The sequence below is a fragment of the Streptomyces sp. NPDC004435 genome (assembly GCF_042873895.1).
GTDB lineage: Bacteria > Actinomycetota > Actinomycetes > Streptomycetales > Streptomycetaceae > Streptomyces.
Map to the genome: position 1 here is coordinate 1 of NZ_JBIAMB010000033.1, position 16,230 is coordinate 16,230.

20 protein-coding genes and 1 pseudogene are annotated in these 16,230 nt (G+C 72.8%); 10 read left to right on the forward strand and 11 right to left on the reverse strand.

The annotated features are described in order from the left end of the window. On the reverse strand, positions 1 to 93 hold a 93-nt coding region (locus ACFYT9_RS37540; protein WP_280842533.1), incomplete at its 3' end, for a biotin carboxylase N-terminal domain-containing protein. Positions 94 to 466: 373 nt separating this feature from the next. Between ACFYT9_RS37540 and ACFYT9_RS37545 the strand changes: the two genes are divergently transcribed. Beyond that, on the forward strand, positions 467 to 895 hold the full coding sequence (locus tag ACFYT9_RS37545) for a hypothetical protein (protein ID WP_389171262.1): 429 nt from the start codon (positions 467 to 469) through the stop codon (positions 893 to 895). Between the two features lie 7 nt (positions 896 to 902). Here the strand turns inward: ACFYT9_RS37545 and ACFYT9_RS37550 are convergent, their stop codons facing one another. Genes ACFYT9_RS37550 through ACFYT9_RS37560 form a run of 3 tightly spaced genes read right to left on the reverse strand, consistent with a single transcriptional unit; the run spans position 903 to position 2,684 of the window. Beyond that, positions 903 to 1,523 carry a nucleoside triphosphate pyrophosphatase gene (locus tag ACFYT9_RS37550; protein WP_360310881.1) on the reverse strand — a complete coding sequence of 207 codons (621 nt, stop codon included), beginning with the start codon at positions 1,521 to 1,523 and terminating at the stop codon, positions 903 to 905. 13 nt (positions 1,524 to 1,536) lie between these two features. Beyond that, complete coding sequence (gene mmpB, locus ACFYT9_RS37555) at positions 1,537 to 1,665, reverse strand: morphogenic membrane protein MmpB (RefSeq protein WP_360310879.1); 129 nt, start codon at positions 1,663 to 1,665, stop codon at positions 1,537 to 1,539. Positions 1,666 to 1,712: 47 nt separating this feature from the next. Then, complete coding sequence (locus ACFYT9_RS37560) at positions 1,713 to 2,684, reverse strand: LysR family transcriptional regulator (protein ID WP_389171265.1); 972 nt, start codon at positions 2,682 to 2,684, stop codon at positions 1,713 to 1,715. Positions 2,685 to 2,785: 101 nt separating this feature from the next. Between ACFYT9_RS37560 and ACFYT9_RS37565 the strand changes: the two genes are divergently transcribed. Beyond that, a complete protein-coding gene (locus ACFYT9_RS37565; RefSeq protein ID WP_376599330.1) occupies positions 2,786 to 3,334 on the forward strand; it encodes a dihydrofolate reductase family protein in 549 nt (182 codons plus the stop codon). Between the two features lie 96 nt (positions 3,335 to 3,430). Here ACFYT9_RS37565 and ACFYT9_RS37570 read toward each other — a convergent pair whose 3' ends face one another. Then, positions 3,431 to 4,063 carry a TetR/AcrR family transcriptional regulator gene (locus tag ACFYT9_RS37570; protein WP_389171267.1) on the reverse strand — a complete coding sequence of 211 codons (633 nt, stop codon included), beginning with the start codon at positions 4,061 to 4,063 and terminating at the stop codon, positions 3,431 to 3,433. Between the two features lie 186 nt (positions 4,064 to 4,249). Between ACFYT9_RS37570 and ACFYT9_RS37575 the strand changes: the two genes are divergently transcribed. Then, a complete protein-coding gene (locus ACFYT9_RS37575; RefSeq protein ID WP_389171342.1) occupies positions 4,250 to 5,596 on the forward strand; it encodes an MFS transporter in 1,347 nt (448 codons plus the stop codon). 61 nt (positions 5,597 to 5,657) lie between these two features. Here ACFYT9_RS37575 and ACFYT9_RS37580 read toward each other — a convergent pair whose 3' ends face one another. Both ACFYT9_RS37580 and ACFYT9_RS37585 read right to left on the reverse strand, forming a co-directional pair. Next, the gene (locus ACFYT9_RS37580; protein ID WP_389171270.1) at positions 5,658 to 5,870 is read right to left on the reverse strand and encodes an acyl-CoA carboxylase epsilon subunit; all 213 of its coding nucleotides are present in this window, start codon (positions 5,868 to 5,870) and stop codon (positions 5,658 to 5,660) included. Positions 5,871 to 5,890: 20 nt separating this feature from the next. Further along, positions 5,891 to 7,495, reverse strand: a complete 1,605-nt coding sequence (locus ACFYT9_RS37585) for an acyl-CoA carboxylase subunit beta (protein WP_387279175.1) — start codon at positions 7,493 to 7,495, stop codon at positions 5,891 to 5,893. A 134-nt stretch (positions 7,496 to 7,629) separates the two neighbouring features. Between ACFYT9_RS37585 and ACFYT9_RS37590 the strand changes: the two genes are divergently transcribed. From ACFYT9_RS37590 to ACFYT9_RS37610, 5 genes and pseudogenes are all read left to right on the forward strand, one after another. Next, on the forward strand, positions 7,630 to 8,481 hold the full coding sequence (locus ACFYT9_RS37590; RefSeq protein WP_389171274.1) for a biotin--[acetyl-CoA-carboxylase] ligase: 852 nt from the start codon (positions 7,630 to 7,632) through the stop codon (positions 8,479 to 8,481). A gap of 142 nt (positions 8,482 to 8,623) precedes the next feature. Continuing rightward, the gene (locus ACFYT9_RS37595; protein WP_376599339.1) at positions 8,624 to 9,796 is read left to right on the forward strand and encodes an adenylate/guanylate cyclase domain-containing protein; all 1,173 of its coding nucleotides are present in this window, start codon (positions 8,624 to 8,626) and stop codon (positions 9,794 to 9,796) included. Positions 9,797 to 9,846: 50 nt separating this feature from the next. After that, entirely contained in the window at positions 9,847 to 10,635 is a 789-nt protein-coding gene (locus ACFYT9_RS37600; RefSeq protein ID WP_389171277.1) for an enoyl-CoA hydratase/isomerase family protein, read from the forward strand. A 105-nt stretch (positions 10,636 to 10,740) separates the two neighbouring features. Further along, on the forward strand, positions 10,741 to 11,874 hold the full coding sequence (locus ACFYT9_RS37605; protein ID WP_389171280.1) for a diguanylate cyclase domain-containing protein: 1,134 nt from the start codon (positions 10,741 to 10,743) through the stop codon (positions 11,872 to 11,874). Positions 11,875 to 11,945: 71 nt separating this feature from the next. Continuing rightward, positions 11,946 to 12,095 (forward strand): annotated as a pseudogene (locus ACFYT9_RS37610) (IS5/IS1182 family transposase); the annotation flags it as partial. Here the strand turns inward: ACFYT9_RS37610 and ACFYT9_RS37615 are convergent. The 4 genes from ACFYT9_RS37615 to ACFYT9_RS37630 all read right to left on the reverse strand — a co-directional run bounded on the left by ACFYT9_RS37615 (position 12,076) and on the right by ACFYT9_RS37630 (position 15,111). Next, on the reverse strand, positions 12,076 to 13,410 hold the full coding sequence (locus ACFYT9_RS37615) for a DUF1254 domain-containing protein (protein WP_389171283.1): 1,335 nt from the start codon (positions 13,408 to 13,410) through the stop codon (positions 12,076 to 12,078). The pseudogene ACFYT9_RS37610 and the gene ACFYT9_RS37615 overlap by 20 nt on opposite strands. A 150-nt stretch (positions 13,411 to 13,560) precedes the next feature. Then, positions 13,561 to 14,520, reverse strand: coding sequence for a hypothetical protein (locus ACFYT9_RS37620; RefSeq protein WP_389171287.1), 960 nt, complete (start codon positions 14,518 to 14,520; stop codon positions 13,561 to 13,563). 106 nt (positions 14,521 to 14,626) lie between these two features. Next, on the reverse strand, positions 14,627 to 14,848 hold the full coding sequence (locus ACFYT9_RS37625; protein WP_389171289.1) for a hypothetical protein: 222 nt from the start codon (positions 14,846 to 14,848) through the stop codon (positions 14,627 to 14,629). After that, positions 14,845 to 15,111, reverse strand: coding sequence for a hypothetical protein (locus ACFYT9_RS37630; protein ID WP_376599348.1), 267 nt, complete (start codon positions 15,109 to 15,111; stop codon positions 14,845 to 14,847). The genes ACFYT9_RS37625 and ACFYT9_RS37630 overlap by 4 nt, the downstream gene beginning before the upstream one ends. Before the next feature lie 110 nt (positions 15,112 to 15,221). Here ACFYT9_RS37630 and ACFYT9_RS37635 point away from each other — a divergent pair, with 110 nt between their 5' ends. Both ACFYT9_RS37635 and ACFYT9_RS37640 read left to right on the forward strand, forming a co-directional pair. Continuing rightward, positions 15,222 to 16,043 carry a Scr1 family TA system antitoxin-like transcriptional regulator gene (locus ACFYT9_RS37635; protein WP_389171292.1) on the forward strand — a complete coding sequence of 274 codons (822 nt, stop codon included), beginning with the start codon at positions 15,222 to 15,224 and terminating at the stop codon, positions 16,041 to 16,043. Further along, positions 16,036 to 16,230 carry a DUF397 domain-containing protein gene (locus ACFYT9_RS37640; protein ID WP_389171295.1) on the forward strand — a complete coding sequence of 65 codons (195 nt, stop codon included), beginning with the start codon at positions 16,036 to 16,038 and terminating at the stop codon, positions 16,228 to 16,230. Before ACFYT9_RS37635 ends, ACFYT9_RS37640 begins: the two co-directional genes overlap by 8 nt.

The following is a 16,230-nucleotide window of genomic DNA, read 5'->3' on the forward strand; positions in this document are numbered from 1 at the left end:
GTAGACAGCTACGCTCGCGATCCCGGCATCCCGGCAGGCACGGGCGACACGAACAGCGATTTCGCCACGGTTGGCGATGAGCACCTTGCGCACGATGGCTCCCTCCTTGAAACAAGCTGAGTTTAGGGACTGCCGACACGGCCTCTCGACCTGACCCCACAGGTGAGCTTGCCCACACGGAGCGTGAATCGAGGGTCGCTCGGGTCGTGAATTCCCTTGTCGCACCAAGGTACGCAGGGTTCCTTTACGGCACAGTAGCTCCGAGGTGTGGCGCAGGTCTCTGTTCGTGGAGCCAGTCGCCATTCGGGTTTCTTTGTCGGGTCCCTACGAATGGCCCAACGATTCTTTGCCGCACCGTCGCCCTTCGGCCATCGCGTGCGGACTCTTGTCCGAGCGTTTACCGGCCAGTAGCCTTCGCGCTGTCGACCGTACTGTCGGTAACAAGCGAATCCAGGGGGTGGCCGAAATGGCCCGCAGACCGATCGCGTTCGTCACGGCCGCCGTCCTCCTCCTGGAGGCACCCGCGATCATCGGGATCAACGCGATCATGGCCCGTTTCGTGGAGGCCCAGTCGATGTCCCTGGACGGACTCGACCCCGACCACATGGTCACCGGCACCTGGGCCCTCGGCGTCGGGTCCGGTCTCGCCCTCGCGCTATGCGCCCTCGTCGCCTTCCTCGCCGGCCTCCGCGACCGCGCTCCCGGGCGTGTCGGCCGGGGGCTGCTCATCGGCTGCGCGGTCGTCCACGGCGTGCTGGGCGCGGTCGCCGTCGGCCTGCTCGGCTGGTCCGCCTTCGCCGTCCTGATGACCGTCGTCGGACTGATCGTGCTCACCCTGGTGGCGTACGGGAAGGAGCCCGCCGCCCCCGAGGAGGCGGCGGCCGCGGCGGCCTGAGGAAGCCTCAGGCCCAGAGCTCGGTGATCCCCACGTCCAGCTTGGCGAGGAGCCGGCGCAGCAGCGGCAGCGACAGGCCGATCACGTTTCCCGGGTCGCCGTCGATGCCCTCGATGAACGGCGCCGACCGGCCGTCCAGCGTGAACGCGCCCGCCACGTGCAGCGGTTCGCCGCTCGCCACGTACGCCGCGACCTCCTCGTCTGTAGGCTCGCCGAACCGCACCACGGTGGCCGCCGTCGCCGACTCGTACCGCTTGGCCGCCGTGTCGTAGACGCAGTGGCCGGTCTGGAGGATGCCGACCCTGCCCCGCATCTCCTTCCAGCGGGCGGTGGCCTCGGCGGCGTCCGCGGGCTTGCCCAGGGCGCGCCCGTCCAGCTCCAGGACCGAGTCGCAGCCGATCACCAGGGCGCCGCTCACCTCCGGGCGGGCGGCGACGTGGGCCGCCTTGGCCTCCGCGAGGGCGAGGGCGAGCTCCGCCGGGGTGGGGGCGTGGACCTTGTCCTCGTCCACGCCGCTGACGATCACCTCGGGGGCGAGGCCGGCCTGGCGGAGCAGGCCGAGCCGGGCGGGGGAGGCGGAGGCGAGGACGAGCCGGCGGGGCGTGCCGCCCGGACGATCAGCAGTCATGGGGGCAGCGTACTCAGCGCGCGCCCACCGCGAGCATCAGGACGACCATGGCCATCGCCAGCAGCACGCCGGATCTGCGCAGCATCTCCTGGGCCTCGCGCAGGAACTTCGGCGGCTTGTTCTCCGGGTCGGACCACAGCATGCCCCGATCCTGCTCCCCGGACGGCCGCGGCGCCTGAGTACGGATACTCAACACGGCGGCCGTACCGCCGCGGCCGCCCGGCACGGCGGCGCCAGCTCGTCGACGATGTCCAGGTAGGCGCGGACGAGCGGGTTCCGGCCGGCCGTGGGCCACATCGGGGCGTAGTCGACGGTCGGGGCGTCGCGGAAGGGCACGTAGGCGACCCCCGGCCGGCCGTGGAAGCGCTCCGCGCGGGCCGCGGTGGTGCCGACGCCGCCGCCGGCGGCGACATGGACCAGGACCTCCTGCCAGGAGTGCGCCGCGGGCCCCTGGGGGACCGGCCGTCCGGCCGGGGTCCGGCGCGGGAAGTGGCGGTCCATCCAGGGCCGCGGGGCGCGGGCGTCGGCGAGGGTGACGAGCACGGTCTCCGCGAGGTCCTCGACGGAGACGGACTCCCTGCGGGCGAAGGGGTGGTCCGCGGGGACCAGCAGCGCCCCCGGCTCCGCGAGGACCGGCCGTCCGGTGGTGATGTCCGGCTCGTCGACGGGGAGCTCGGTCAGCTGGACGTCGACGGTGCCGGCCCGCAGCCCGCCGAGGGGGTCGCGCAGCGGTACCTCCCGCAGCTCGACCTCGCAGCCGGGCCGCCGGGTCCGCAGGACGCGCGCGGCCCGCGCCGCGAGGTCGCCGCACCACGGCGCGGACCAGCCGACCCGGATCAGCCCCCCGGTCCGCCCCCCGCGTCCGGCCGCGATGGCCTGGGCGAGCCCGATGCCGATCTGCTCGTACGCGGGCAGCAGGTCGTCCCGCAGCCGCTCGCCGACCCCGGTCAGCGCGACGCTCCTGCTGGTGCGGGTGAACAGCGGGGTGCCGACCCGGCGTTCCAGCTTCCTGATGGTCTGGCTGATCCGGCTGGTCGTCACGTGGAGCCGGGCGGCCGTGCGCCCGAAGTGCAGTTCCTCGGCGAGCGTGAGGAACGCCTCCAGCTCCAGCCGGTCCAGCATCGGGTGCCGCACGGGGTGCCCGTCCCTTCGTGTAGCCACGCTCAACGAGCGTTCCTCCTTCCGGTCTTGTCGGCGGATCCGGCCGGTCCTGATGCTGGGTGGCCTCAGGAACCCCCTCTCGGCCAAGGAAGTGCACCGGCATGCGCAAGATCGTCAACTCGACGTACCTCTCCCTCGACGGCGACATCGAGAAGCTCGACCAGTGGTCCTTCGCCTACTGGAGCGACGACCTGGAGCGGTACGCGAACAAGCTCCTCTTCGCCGCCGACGCGCTGCTGTCGGGGCGGGAGACCTACGAGAACTTCGCCTCCGCCTGGACGGCGCGGGCGGGCACGGACGCCTTCGCGGACCGGATGAACGCCATCGACAAGTACGTCGTCTCCTCGACCCTCACGGGCGGCGCGTGGGGCGACACCACGGTGATCCCGAGGGAGGGGGCGGTCGAGGCGATCGCCGCGCTCAAGGAGCGGCCGGGCGGGGACATCCTGATGTACGGCTTCGGCCCGGTCGCCAAGACCCTGCTCGCGCACGGCCTGCTGGACGAGGTCCACTTCTGGGTGCACCCGGTCCTCGCGGGCGGCGGGACCCTGTCCGCCGACGGTTTCCAGGGGCGGCTCCGCCACGTCCGCACCGAGACCCTCGACACCGGCGTCGTGGTGCTCACCTACGCGCCCGCCTCCCCCGAGTAACTAGAAGACGAAACGTATCGTCTCGTCAGTTCACTATGGCGCCCTCCGCGCCCCGGGTCAAGCGGCCTTCCCGGGGCGCGGGGGGCGTCGGTGCGCTCAGGCCGTGTACGCGCCCGCCGTCGCGGCGGCCAGGGCGGCCGTCGCGGCCCGCTCGGCGTCGGCGGGGGTCAACTCCTCGTGGGTGACGGCGAAGCGGTAGTAGAGCGGCGCGGAGACGGCCCGCAGGAGCTCCAGCGGGTCGGTGCCGGCGGGGAGCTCGCCGCGCGCCACGGCCCGCTCGGCGACCGGCGCCCATTCGGCCAGCCGGGTCCGGTAGAAGCCGCCGAGGGCGCGGGCGCACTCCTCGTCGCAGGCGGCGGCCGCGATGACGGCGCGGAAGACGGCGCCCATCCGCGGGTCGGCGAGGGTCTGCCGCACGAGGACGGCGTTGGCCCGCAGGTCGCCCGCGAGGGTGCCGGTGTCGGCGGCGGGCAGCGACTGCTCGGCCATGTCGTGCAGGAGGTCCGTGACGAGACCGACGGGGGAGCCCCAGCGGCGGTAGACGGTGGTCTTGCCGACGCCCGCGGCGGCGGCGATCTGGTCCATGTTCAGGGTGTGGAAGCCGCCGGCGGCGAGGGTCTCCTCGGTGGCGTCGAGGACCGCGCGCCGGACCTTGGCGGTACGGCCTCCGGGGCGCTGGGTGCCGGGCACGGCCGACGGGCTCTCGCTCAAACGGGTCTCCTGTTCCATTAAGGCGGGGTGGTCTGCTACGGTCTCGTTCATCTTAACGGAACCAGTCTCCCATTAAGGGGTCCCGTGATGGCTTCCCTCGATGCTCCCCCCGCCCAGGCGACGTCCGCCCGCACGGACACCCGCGAAGACACCCGCGAAGACGTCCGCACAGACACCCGCACGGACGACCGCACGGGCACCCGCATGGACGGGCGGACCCGGCTCGTCCTCGTCGTCCTCCTCGTCGCCCAGTTCATGCTGGCCGTGGACTTCTCGATCCTGAACGTCGCCCTCCCCGTCATCGGCGAAGGGCTCGGCTTCTCCCTCGGCGGGCTCCAGTGGATCGCCACCTCCTTCGCCCTCGCCGCCGCCGGCTTCACCCTCCTCTTCGGGCGCCTCGCCGACCTCCTCGGCCGCCGCCGCGTCTTCCTCGCCGGCATGGGCGTCCTCGGCGCCGCCTCCCTCGCCGGCGGCCTCGCCACCACCCCCGAACTCCTCATGGCCGCCCGCGTCGCCCAGGGCCTCGCCACCGCCGCCGTCACCCCCGCCGGCCTCGCCCTGCTCACCTCCGCCTTCCCCGAGGGGCCGCTCCGCGCCAAGGCCCTCGGCCTCAACGGCGCCCTGATGTCCGCCGGGTTCACCACCGGCGCCGTCCTGGGCGGCGTCCTCACCGACCTGCTCTCCTGGCGCTGGGCCTTCCTCGTCAACGTGCCCGTCGCCCTCGCCGTCCTCCTCGTCGCCCCCGCCGTCCTCAAGGAGAGCCGCCCCGCCACCCGGCCCCGGCTCGACGTCCCCGGAGCCGTCACCGTCACCGGCGGCCTGCTCGCCCTCGTCCTCGGCCTCACCGCGGCCGGCGAGCACGGCTGGACCGCCCCCGGCACCCTCGTCCCGCTCGCCGCGGCCGCCGCCCTCCTCGCCGCCTTCCCCCTCGTCGAACGGCGCTCCGCCGCACCCCTCGTCCCCCTCCGGGTCCTCGCCCGCCGCACCGTCGTCGTCGGGAACCTCGCCGGGCTCGCCGCCTTCGCCACCGAGACCTCACTGGTCTTCCTGATGACCCTGCACCTCCAGGACGTGCTCGGCTTCTCCCCGCTCGCCGCCGGCCTCTCCTTCGGCGTCCTCGGCGCCGGCACCGTCCTCGGCGGCCTGCTCGCCCCCCGCTTCACCCACCGCTTCTCGCCCCGCGCCGCCCTCGTCGCGGGCGGCGCCCTCCAGGCCGCCGCCACCCTCGCCCTCCTCGGCATCGGCGACGGGCGGAGCACCTACGGGCTGCTGCTCGCGGCCACCTTCGCCGGCGGCGTCGGCAACATGCTCGCCATCGTCGGCTTCATGATCACCGCCACCTCGGGCCTCCCCGACACCGAGCAGGGCATGGCGACCGGCATCGCCACCATGACCCAGCAGATCGGCATCACCCTGGGAACCCCGGTCATGAGCGCCGTCGTCGTCACCGCCGCCGCGCTCCCCGACGGCATCGCCCGCGCCGTCGCCGTCAACGCGGCGCTCGTCGCCCTGGCCGCCCTCGCCTCCGCGCTCCTGCTGCGCCGCCGCTGAACGCACACGACGAGGGCCGGACCCCCCGCACACGGGGTCCGGCCCTCGCCGACGTACTCCTCTAGACCGGCCAGTAGGACCGCGCCCAGGCCCGCGGGCCCGGCCGGTGCCGTACCGAACGCGCGATCCGCGACGGGTCCGACCAGCCCTCCGGTGCCGCCGGGCCGCCGCCCTGCGCGGCCGCCGCCGCCGTGGCCGCGGCCCGGGCCTGGACCACCGCCAGTGCGGCGGCCAGCTCCTCGGGCGTCGGGTTGCCTCGTACGACCTTGATCATCGTGCTGTCCCTCCCGAGGGCTAGAGCGGGATGTTGCCGTGCTTCTTCGGAGGCAGGGATTCCCGCTTCGTCCGCAGCTGACGCAGGCCCTTCACGACCTGGGCCCGGGTCTCCGACGGCAGGACCACCGCGTCGATGTAACCGCGCTCCGCCGCGATGTACGGGTTGAGCAGGGTGTCCTCGTACTCCTGGATCAGCCGCGCCCGCACCGCCTCGACGTCCTCGCCGGCCGCCTCCGCCTCCGCGATCGTCCGCCGGTGCAGGATGTTCACCGCGCCCTGCGCGCCCATGACCGCGATCTGCGCGGTCGGCCACGCCAGGTTCAGGTCGGCGCCCAGGTGCTTGGAGCCCATCACGTCGTACGCCCCGCCGAACGCCTTGCGGGTGATGATCGTGATCAGCGGGACGGTCGCCTCGGCGTACGCGTAGATCAGCTTCGCGCCGCGCCGGATGATGCCGCCGTACTCCTGGTCCACGCCCGGCAGGAAGCCCGGCACGTCCACGAAGGTCAGCACCGGGATGTTGAAGGCGTCGCAGGTGCGCACGAACCGCGCGGCCTTCTCCGAGGCGTTGATGTCCAGACAGCCGGCGAACTGCATCGGCTGGTTGGCGACGACGCCGACCGGGAAGCCCTCCACCCGGCCGAAGCCGGTCAGGATGTTCGGCGCGAACAGCGCCTGCGTCTCCAGGAACTCGCCGTCGTCCACGACGTGCTCGATCACCTTGTGCATGTCGTACGGCTGGTTCGCCGAGTCCGGGATCAGCGTGTCGAGCTCCAGGTCCTCGCCCGACACCTCCGTCTCCGCCGTCTCCGGGAAGGCCGGCGCCTCCGAGAGGTTGTTCGACGGCAGGTACGAGAGCAGCTGCTTCACGTACTCGATGGCGTCCTTCTCGTCACCCGCCATGTGGTGCGCCACGCCCGAGGTCGCGTTGTGCGTCCGCGCGCCGCCCAGCTCCTCGAAGCCCACGTCCTCGCCGGTCACCGTCTTGATGACGTCCGGACCCGTGATGAACATGTGGGAGGTCTGGTCCACCATCACCGTGAAGTCCGTGATCGCGGGGGAGTACACCGCGCCGCCCGCGCACGGGCCCACGACCAGCGAGATCTGCGGGATCACACCGGACGCGTGGGTGTTGCGGCGGAAGATCTCGCCGTACATGCCGAGCGCGCTCACACCCTCCTGGATGCGGGCGCCGCCGGAGTCGTTGATGCCGACGACCGGGCAGCCCGTCTTCAGCGCGAAGTCCATCACCTTGATGATCTTCTGCCCGTACGTCTCGCCCAGCGCCCCGCCGAAGACGGTGAAGTCCTGCGAGAACACGGCCACCGGACGCCCGTCGACCGTGCCGTAGCCGGTGACGACACCGTCGCCGTACGGCCGGTTCTTCTCCAGGCCGAAGTTGGTCGACCGGTGCCGGGCCAGCTCGTCCAGCTCCACGAAGGAACCCTCGTCGAGCAGCAGGGCGATCCGCTCGCGCGCGGTCAGCTTGCCCTTCGCGTGCTGCTTCTCCACCGCGCGCTCCGAGCCGGCGTGCGTGGCCTCGCCGATGCGCCGCCTCAGATCCGCGATCTTGCCCGCGGTCGTGTGAATGTCGATCTCGTACTGCTCTGCCGGCTCGGACATCGGGATGCGGCTCCCTGCCTGGTCACGGGGGGTTCGTTGACTGCGAATGGGCTAATGACGGCCTACTGACCCGTAGCGTATCGGCGCGACCACGGCAGCGCAGTGCGGTCTATCCCACACCTAGTCTGGCTTGCATGACGTCCTCCCACGCATCAGGCGGACCCTGGTCCGACCTCGACCGGCCCCCGCTCAACGTCCGCGCGCTGCGCCAGGCACTGCTGCTCCCGGACGGCCTGTGGACCTCCCTCGACGTGGTCCCCACCACCGGTTCCACCAACTCCGACCTCGCGGCGCGCGCCGACGAACTGGCCGAGGGCGCCGTCCTCGTCGCCGAGGAGCAGACCTCGGGCCGCGGCCGCCTCGACCGCACCTGGAGCGCCCCCGCCCGCTCCGGCCTCTTCCTCTCCGTGCTGCTCAAGCCGGACGTGCCCGCCCACCGGCTCGGCTGGCTGCCGCTGCTCACCGGCCTCGCCGCCGCCACCGGCCTCGTCAAGGCCGCCGGCGCCGACGTCTCCCTCAAGTGGCCCAACGACCTCCTGGTGAAGGTCGGGGACGAGGAGCGCAAGACCGGCGGCATCCTCGCCGAGCGGGCCGGCGAGCACGGCGTCGTCGTCGGCCTCGGCATCAACGTCTCCCTCCGCGCCGACGAGCTGCCCGTCCCCGCGGCCGGCTCCCTCCTCCTCGCCGACGCCGTCTCCACCGACCGCGACACCCTGCTGCGCGCCGTCCTCCGCTCCCTCGCCGACTGGTACGGCGCCTGGACGCGGGCCGGCGGCGACCCCGAGACCTCCGGGGTCCGGGCGGCCTACGCGGCCGGCTGCGCCACCCTCGGCCACCGGGTCCGCGCCGACCTGCCGGGCGAGCGGATGCTGGAGGGCGAGGCGGTCGACCTGGACGGCGACGGACGCCTCGTCGTCGCCACCGAGGGCGGCGGCACGGAGGCGGTCGGCGCCGGCGACATCGTCCACCTGCGCGCGACCGGCTGACCCCGCCGCGCGCGACGGGCCGATCCCCCGGCCGTTCCGGGGTGAGCCAGCCCACACCTGTCGTATCGTGGAGCGCGATCCAGGCGAACAGATCGGCAGAGCGAACAGTGGGCAGCGGCAGGGAACGGGCAGGAGGCGGCCGGTGACCGTCGACGACGCGAACACGGGCGACGACCCGTCCGAGCCTTCCGAGCGGTCCGAGACCGCAGCGGAGACCTCGGCGTACCCGACCCCCCACCACGCCGTCGACCACACGGCCGAGCCGACCGACGACCCGCTCGCCATCCGCCTTGAACAGCTCATCCTCGGCGCCGACCGCCGCTACACCCCCTTCCAGGCCGCCCGTACCGCCGGCGTCTCCATGGAGCTGGCCTCCCGCTTCTGGCGGGCCATGGGCTTCGCCGACATCGGACAGGCCAAGGCGCTCACCGAGGCCGACGTGCTCGCCCTGCGGCGGCTCGCCGGCCTCGTCGAGGCGGGGCTGCTCAGCGAGCCGATGGCGGTGCAGGTCGCCCGCTCCACCGGGCAGACCACCGCCCGACTGGCCGAATGGCAGATCGATTCCTTCCTGGAGGGCCTGACCGAGCCGCCCGAGCCCGGCATGACCCGCACCGAGGTCACCTACCCCCTCGTCGAGCTGCTCCTGCCCGAGCTGGAGGAGTTCCTGATCTACGTGTGGCGGCGCCAGCTCGCCGCCGCCACCGGCCGGGTCGTGCAGGCCGCCGACGACGAGGAGATGGTCGACCGGCGGCTCGCCGTGGGCTTCGCCGACCTCGTCGGCTTCACCCGGCTCACCCGCCGCCTGGAGGAGGAGGAGCTCGGCGAACTGGTCGAGGCCTTCGAGACCACCTGCGCCGACCTGGTCGCCGCGCACGGCGGCCGGCTCATCAAGACCCTCGGCGACGAGGTGCTGTACGCGGCGGACGACGCCGGCATCGCCGCCGAGATCGCGCTGCGCCTCATCGAGACCCTCAGCCAGGACGAGACCATGCCGTCCTTGCGCGTCGGCATCGCCTTCGGCACCGTCACGACCCGGATGGGCGACGTCTTCGGCACCACCGTGAACCTCGCGAGCCGGCTCACCTCGATAGCGCCGAAGGACGCCGTCCTGGTCGACAGCGCCTTCGCCGAGGAGCTGACCAGGACCGGCGAGGTGCCGGTGTCGGAGGCCGAGGCGGCCGAGGAGGCCGCCCGCGCCGAGAAGGAGGGCCGGCCCCACCGGACGTACCGCTTCGCGCTCCAGCCGATGTGGCAGCGCTCCGTCCGCGGCCTCGGCGTCGTGGAGCCCTGGCTCCTGAACCGCCGGCCGACCTAAGATCCCTCCCGGGACGGTGTGAACCGTCGTTAACCGGGAGGGCGTGAGGGATGACCGAGCAGCGTTTTGGTGAGTTCGTGCTGGTCCGCAGGGAGGGGCACGTCGCCGAGTTCGTCCTCGACCGGCCTAAGGCGATGAACGCCGTCTCCTCCGCGATGGCCCGCTCCATCGGCGAGGCGTGCGCGGCCCTCGCCGCCGACCCCGCCGTCCGGGTCACCGTCCTGACCTCCTCGAACGACCGCGCCTTCTGTGTCGGCGCCGACCTGAAGGAGCGCAACTCCTTCACCGACGCCGAGCTGGTGCGTCAGCGGCCCACCGCCCGCGCCGCCTACACCGGCGTCCTGGAGCTGCCCATGCCGACCGTGGCCGCCGTGCACGGCTTCGCCCTCGGCGGCGGCTACGAGCTGGCGCTCGCCTGCGACCTGATCGTCGCCGACGCCACCACCGTCGTCGGCCTCCCCGAGGTCTCCGTCGGCGTCATCCCGGGCGGCGGCGGTACGCAGCTGCTGCCGCGCCGGGTGGGCGCGGCGCGCGCCGCCGAGCTGGTCTTCACGGCCCGGAGGGTGGAGGCCGCGGAGGCCCGCGAGCTGGGCCTGGTGGACGTCGTCGCGGAGGAGGCCAGGGCGGCCGCGCTGGAGCTCGCCGGGCGGATCGCCGCGAACTCGCCGGTCGGGCTGCGCGCCGCGAAGAAGGCGATGCGGCTGGGGCAGGGACTGGACCTGCGGGCCGGCCTGGAGGTCGAGGACGCGGCCTGGCGCTCGGTGGCCTTCTCCGGCGACCGGGCCGAGGGCGTGGCGGCGTTCAACGAGAAGCGGAAGCCGGAGTGGCCGGGGGAGTGAGCGTTCCCTCGTTCGCCTGCCCTGAATGATCCCATTTTGTACCGAATATCACTTTCCGTGACACCTCGGAAGGGAAATCGGATCAAACCTCCCTAAGCTGGAGGAATGGGAGAGGACGTGCGGCTGCGGGCCGTGGTGGCGCTGGCGCAGGGGATGGCGGCGGCGCACACCCCGCGGGAGTTCTGGCGGGCCGCGGCGCTCGGAGCGTGCGCGGGGCTCGACGGGAGCTTCGGCGCCCTGTCGGTCTGGGAGCGGGACCACGGCCGGCTGCGGGTGCTGGTGAACGCCGGGGCGCGGGCGGCCGGCGAGGAGGAGTTCCCGGACGGGGAGACGTACCCGGTCCACCAGTTCCCCGAGATCACCGAGTTCCTGCACGAGCGGTGGGCGGTCGGCGCCGGCCCGCACGCCTGGGTCGAGACCGCGGACGCGCCCGTCGTGACCGGCCGGGTCGAGGGCCTGCGGCGGCGCGGCCGGTCCTGCTGCGTGGTCGCCCCGGTGGTGCTGCACGGGCGGGCCTGGGGCGAGCTGTACGTGGCCCGGCCCGCGGGGGCGAAACCTTTCACCGAAGCGGACGCGGACTTCGCGAACGTCCTCGCCGCGGTCGTCGCGGCCGGCATCGCGCAGGCCGAACGCCTTGAGGAGGTCCGCAAGCTCGCCTTCACCGATCCGCTCACCGGCCTCGCCAACCGGCGCGCGGTCGACGCCCGTCTCGACGAGGCCATCGAGCGCTACCGGGCCGACGGCGCGGTGGTCAGCCTCGTCGTCTGCGACCTCAACGGCCTCAAGCGCGTCAACGACACCCACGGGCACGCCGTCGGCGACCGCCTCCTCGAACGCTTCGGCTCCGTGCTCTCCCGCTGCGGCGCGCGCCTGCGCGGCGCCCTCGCGGCCCGTCTCGGCGGCGACGAGTTCTGCCTCCTGGCCGTCGGCCCCGCCGCCGACGAGGTGGTCGCGGTGGCCGAGGAGCTGTGCGTCCGCGCCGCCGAGCTGGAGCTGGGCGAGGGCGTCGCCTGCGGGGTCGCCTCCACCGGCGACCCGATCGGCCCCCTCAAGTCCGCCCGCCGCCTCTTCCGCCTGGCCGACGCGGCCCAGTACCAGGCCAAGGCCGCCCGCTCCGCGAAGCCGGTCGTGGCCGGCCGCGACGGCACGGTCATCCGCCTGGCCGACGCCCCGCCCGGCGGCCGCGACCGCCGCCGCTTCCGCGACGCACCGACGGTGCAACTACCGCCGGAGCCGTGACGGCTGGCCGGCGCACCTCGCCGCCGACAGCCGGGCGGGGCCTCTGGCCCGGCACGCCACGGCCTTCGACGGCCGAGGCGTACAAGCAGCGCAACGCGGTCGAGCGGTGCATCAACCGGTTCAAGCGGTGGCGGGGCCTGGCCATGCGAACGGACAGGCTCGCGCTCGCCTATCGGGCCGCACTCCGCCTACCCGCCACCCTCATCTGGGTACGCGGGTGATGGGCGGGAGGCTGTAGGTGCCGTCGAAGACGCCTGTGCGGGGCTGGTACATGCGCAGGACGGGCCGGAAGCGGCCGGGCGGGGTGGGCAGCCAGTTCGCTGCGGCCTCAGGATCGGCGGGCCGCTGCGGCTGGAGGTGCAGGGTCAGCGAGCCGTCGGGAGCGTGGTGCAGGCGGGGGGTGCGGTCGCCGATGGAGTAGCGGTCGAGGGGGTTGTCGACGAGGTAGTAGTCGGGCAGGTCGTACATGGTGATCGACCAGAAGGCGTCCACGGGCGGGGGCGTGGTGAAGGTCAGGGTGTAGGCCTGGGTTCCGTCCAGGGGTCGGCCGTCGCCGTCGTTCCAGGTCATGGCGTACGCGGCCTCGTAGGCGTGGTTGCCCCACAGGCCGGCGCGGGCGGCGGCGGCCCGTTCGATGCGGGCGGTGGCCCGGTCGGCGATCACCCACTGGGGGGTCTCCAGGGTGCCGGTCTGGAAGAAGTCGAGGTTGTAGTCGAAGACGTGGTAGGTCAGCTTCCACCCGTTCTGCTCGGGGCTGTTGCCGTGGGCGGTGGCGTACTCCACCCGCTCCTTGCCCTGGCGGTAGCCGGCCGTCAGGACCTGGGCTGTCTCGGTGGCGGCAGCGGCGTAGGGGCTGGTCTCGTCCAGGAGGCCGAGTGGCGCGAACCGCTCCTGGTAGGCCCGATCGGCGGTGGAGGGCGGGAAGGCCCGGATCCAAGTGCGCAGCTTCTCGAAGAACAGCAGTTCGCCACCCTCGACCCCGTCATGCGGTGCGGGAAGCCCCGCGGGCGGTGTCGCGGCGTCGAGGGGTTCCAGCGTGGTGGCCTGCTGCAGGGCGCTGACGGCGGCCAGGTCACCGGGGCCGTCGCAGGCCCACCGCCCGACGATCGTGGCCACGGCGGTGGGCGCTGCGATCCGGGTGGCGCCCGCGGGGACCTCGCCTCTCCAGCCGGGACCGGTCAGCAGATAGCTTCCGGCGGCGGTGCCGGTGGCGCGCCGGCCGACGTAGGCGAAGTTGTTCGTCCAGGCGTCAACGAACTGGAGCACGTAGTACCGCCCTGCCGTGTCGGGCACGCGCAGCAGGAGCGGGCCGCCGCTCAGGTCGACCTGGGCGATGGAGTACACGGTGTCGTTGTTGACGGTTACGAAGGTGTCCTTGGGTCCGGCCAGGCCGGTGGCGTGGCTGAACCGGTTGAAGGGAGCCGCCGGCAGCGAGGCCATGCCCTTGCGGGTGAAGCGGTCCACTTCGTCCAGGTTGCACACCATCGGAAAGCCGTAGACGTACGCTTCCGCCGCCAGCGCCTTGAGATCCGACACCTCACACCGCCCTCTTCTGACCAGACCGGACAGCCAGCCTCCCCCCGGACGGTCCCCCTCGCCACCGGGACGAAAGCCCGTTGATCAGGCGCCTCGGACACACGCCAGACCCCCACCACTGACAGCGACGGCTCGCCGAAGGGACAGGCCCTAGGCGACGCACCGGGGGCACAGGTCCTCGTCGCCCACGGGTCGGAAGAGGTACGCCTGGTCGTGCCGTCCCTCGCACTCCCGCATCCCGGCGAGCCGCGTCGAGACCGGGGGTGCGGGGGAGGGCGGCGGGGGTACGAGCCCCGGGAGCGGCGGCGGTACCTGCTCCGGCACCTCCCGGAGCAGGTACCGCACCAGCCCGCCGGGCCGCAGCACCGGCGTACCGTCCTTCGGCAGCCCGGAGCGGATGTGGGCGCAGACGTCGGCGGGGGTGTGTCCGGCCTCCAGCCAGCGGGCGGCCAGCCGCGCCAGCTCGTCCCGCATGCCGGGCGGGATGTGCCGCAGGGCGGGCGAGAGCACGGGGAGCGCGCCGATGACGGCGCGGGCCTCGTCCGAGGGGGCCGGTTCCTCCACGGCGGGGGCCGTGGGTGCGGCGGGCGGAAGGAGGGAGGTCTTTCCCGCGGTGGGTTCTTGCTCTGGATGACCGTCGGCGGCCTGACGCACCGGCCCACCGGCGGCCGGGATCCCGTCGCTCGGCGCGACCTGCGGTGTCACCGGTCGGGGCGCCGCCCCCTCCCCGGCGTAGGCGGGCATCCCGGCGAGGATCTTCGCCGCCTCGCCCGCGCTCAAGGGGCGGCTGGAGACGAGCTGTTGGGTCATCCAGCGCCCGCCCCCGATCTGCACCCGCCGCTCGTGGACGAAGCCCTCCGTCTTCAGCTGCCGCTTGGCCGTCCCGAACGCGCATGCCCCGATCCGGGCACGTTCGGCGGTGCGGGACAGCGGTTCGCGGGCGTCCTGGGGGAGGGAGAGCTGCCAGGTCAGCAGCCGTACGGCGTCGGAACTGAGCCGGGGATGCCGGATGATCTCGTGCGAGAACCGGGTGAAGGCGCGCGAGGGCGCGATAAAGTTTCGGTAGATCACGGTGGCTGTTCTCCACTGGTGGTCCAGGCCCTCGCGCATGGGTGCAACCATCGCGGGGGCTGATTTCTTTGGCGAACGTACCGCACGGCATATGCCCGTCGAGCCGATCGAAACAAAGATCCACCGTACGGGTGACGGGTGTTGCTCAGTGGGCCTGGCGCCGGGCGGTGCTGATGACGCGGACCCCGCCGGCGGGCGTCAGGCCGGCCCGTTCCTGCGGGCTCGCCTTCCAGCACTGGTCGGCCTCGGCCTCCCACAGGAACCCGCTGGGCCGCAGGAGGACGAGCGTCCTCCCGTGCACGGCGTGGACCTGCCCGGTGAGGGCCCGGGTCGCGTCGGTCACGTACTCCCCGATGCGGTACATCACCGGCCGCTCCTGGCCGAGTTCAGGACGGCGGTCAGCCGCAGGGCCCCGGCGAGCGTGAAGGTCCCGATCCCGTAGAGGTGGGTGTCGGTGCCTGAGCCGCGCAGGACCTCGCGGTACAGACCGTTGGTCGGCAGCCCGGTCGCCTCCATGGCGGCCTTGAGCTCCCGGTAGGCCCGCGCGGCCTCGGCCTCGGAGACGGGGCGGACGGTGTGGACGGGGTGAGGGGGGAGGTGGTCGGCGGGAGGGGTGCTGAACGCGTGCATGGAGGGCTCACTTTCTGACGGATCTCCTCCGGGAACCCCTCCACGATGACGCCGACCCCCCTACGCTCACCAGGAGTTGGGTGACTGCGGGCGGGCGGGGAACGAGGCATATGCCAGGACCACAGGATCTGGAACCCGGAGAGAGCATCGAGCAGTACCTCGGCAACGTGGTCCGCGAGGCCCGGCTGGCCCTCGGGCGGGACTGGACGCAGGCGTACGTGGCGGGGAAGACGTTCAGCAGCGGGACGAGGATCTCCGAGATCGAGCGCGGGGAGGACCCGCCGGACCGGGAGCTGGCGAGGCGGCTGGAGATCGTGCTGAGGCTGCCGCCGGGGACGCTGGTGAACCTGGTGAAGATCCTCACGGAGCGGACGGTCCGTGACTACGCGAAGACCTACTTGAGACGGCAGCTCGAAGCCACAGCCATCCACGAGTTCTCCATCGTCGTCCCGGGACTTCTCCAAACCGCCCGATACGCCCGTGCCGCGATGCAGGCCGGACTGGCCGGCACCCCGGCGCAGATCGACGACTACGCAAGGCGGCGGCTGGACCGCCAGGCCGTACTCGACCGTCCTGACCCGCCATGGATGATGCTCGTCCTCGACGAAGCCTGTCTGCGCCGTGACATGGGCGGCGCCCAGGCCATGCGCGAGCAGATCGAGCATCTGCTCGCGATGGGCGAGCGGCCTCAGGTGAATATCCAGGTGCTGCCCATGAAGGGCGCGCCGGTGGCCGGCTCGGTGTCCCTCCTCACGTTCGCGAAGGGGCAACGAGGGGCCTACACGGAAGGATTCAACACGGGCAACTACACCGAGGATCCAGCCGAGGTGATGCACTTTCAGCGTGTCTATGATCTGCTGCAACAGGCTGCCCTGGGCGTTCGGGCCTCCCGAGAACTGATGCGCGACATCGCGAAGGAACAAGATGACTGAGCCCTCGCCGAACTGGCACAAGAGCACCTACAGCGGCAACACCAACGACTCCTGCGTCGAGATCGCCGATAACGCCCCCGACGTGATCCGCGTCCGTGACACCAAGGACCACGCCCGGGGCGAACTGACCGCCACCCCTACCGCCTGGACCGCGTTCACCGCCTTCGCGCGGACGCACGTGGTCTGA

Coding starts and splice junctions, on each gene's coding strand:
- ACFYT9_RS37575 (WP_389171342.1), top strand. CDS start 4,250: ATGGACGGGCGGACCCGGCTCGTCCTCGTCGTCCTCCTCGTCGCCCAG.
- mmpB (WP_360310879.1), bottom strand. CDS start 1,665: ATGCTGTGGTCCGACCCGGAGAACAAGCCGCCGAAGTTCCTGCGCGAG.
- ACFYT9_RS37570 (WP_389171267.1), bottom strand. CDS start 4,063: ATGGAACAGGAGACCCGTTTGAGCGAGAGCCCGTCGGCCGTGCCCGGC.
- ACFYT9_RS37565 (WP_376599330.1), top strand. CDS start 2,786: ATGCGCAAGATCGTCAACTCGACGTACCTCTCCCTCGACGGCGACATC.
- ACFYT9_RS37630 (WP_376599348.1), bottom strand. CDS start 15,111: ATGCACGCGTTCAGCACCCCTCCCGCCGACCACCTCCCCCCTCACCCC.
- ACFYT9_RS37640 (WP_389171295.1), top strand. CDS start 16,036: ATGACTGAGCCCTCGCCGAACTGGCACAAGAGCACCTACAGCGGCAAC.
- ACFYT9_RS37585 (WP_387279175.1), bottom strand. CDS start 7,495: ATGTCCGAGCCGGCAGAGCAGTACGAGATCGACATTCACACGACCGCG.
- ACFYT9_RS37635 (WP_389171292.1), top strand. CDS start 15,222: ATGCCAGGACCACAGGATCTGGAACCCGGAGAGAGCATCGAGCAGTAC.
- ACFYT9_RS37580 (WP_389171270.1), bottom strand. CDS start 5,870: ATGATCAAGGTCGTACGAGGCAACCCGACGCCCGAGGAGCTGGCCGCC.
- ACFYT9_RS37590 (WP_389171274.1), top strand. CDS start 7,630: ATGACGTCCTCCCACGCATCAGGCGGACCCTGGTCCGACCTCGACCGG.
- ACFYT9_RS37600 (WP_389171277.1), top strand. CDS start 9,847: ATGACCGAGCAGCGTTTTGGTGAGTTCGTGCTGGTCCGCAGGGAGGGG.
- ACFYT9_RS37550 (WP_360310881.1), bottom strand. CDS start 1,523: ATGACTGCTGATCGTCCGGGCGGCACGCCCCGCCGGCTCGTCCTCGCC.
- ACFYT9_RS37605 (WP_389171280.1), top strand. CDS start 10,741: ATGGGAGAGGACGTGCGGCTGCGGGCCGTGGTGGCGCTGGCGCAGGGG.
- ACFYT9_RS37620 (WP_389171287.1), bottom strand. CDS start 14,520: ATGCGCGAGGGCCTGGACCACCAGTGGAGAACAGCCACCGTGATCTAC.
- ACFYT9_RS37545 (WP_389171262.1), top strand. CDS start 467: ATGGCCCGCAGACCGATCGCGTTCGTCACGGCCGCCGTCCTCCTCCTG.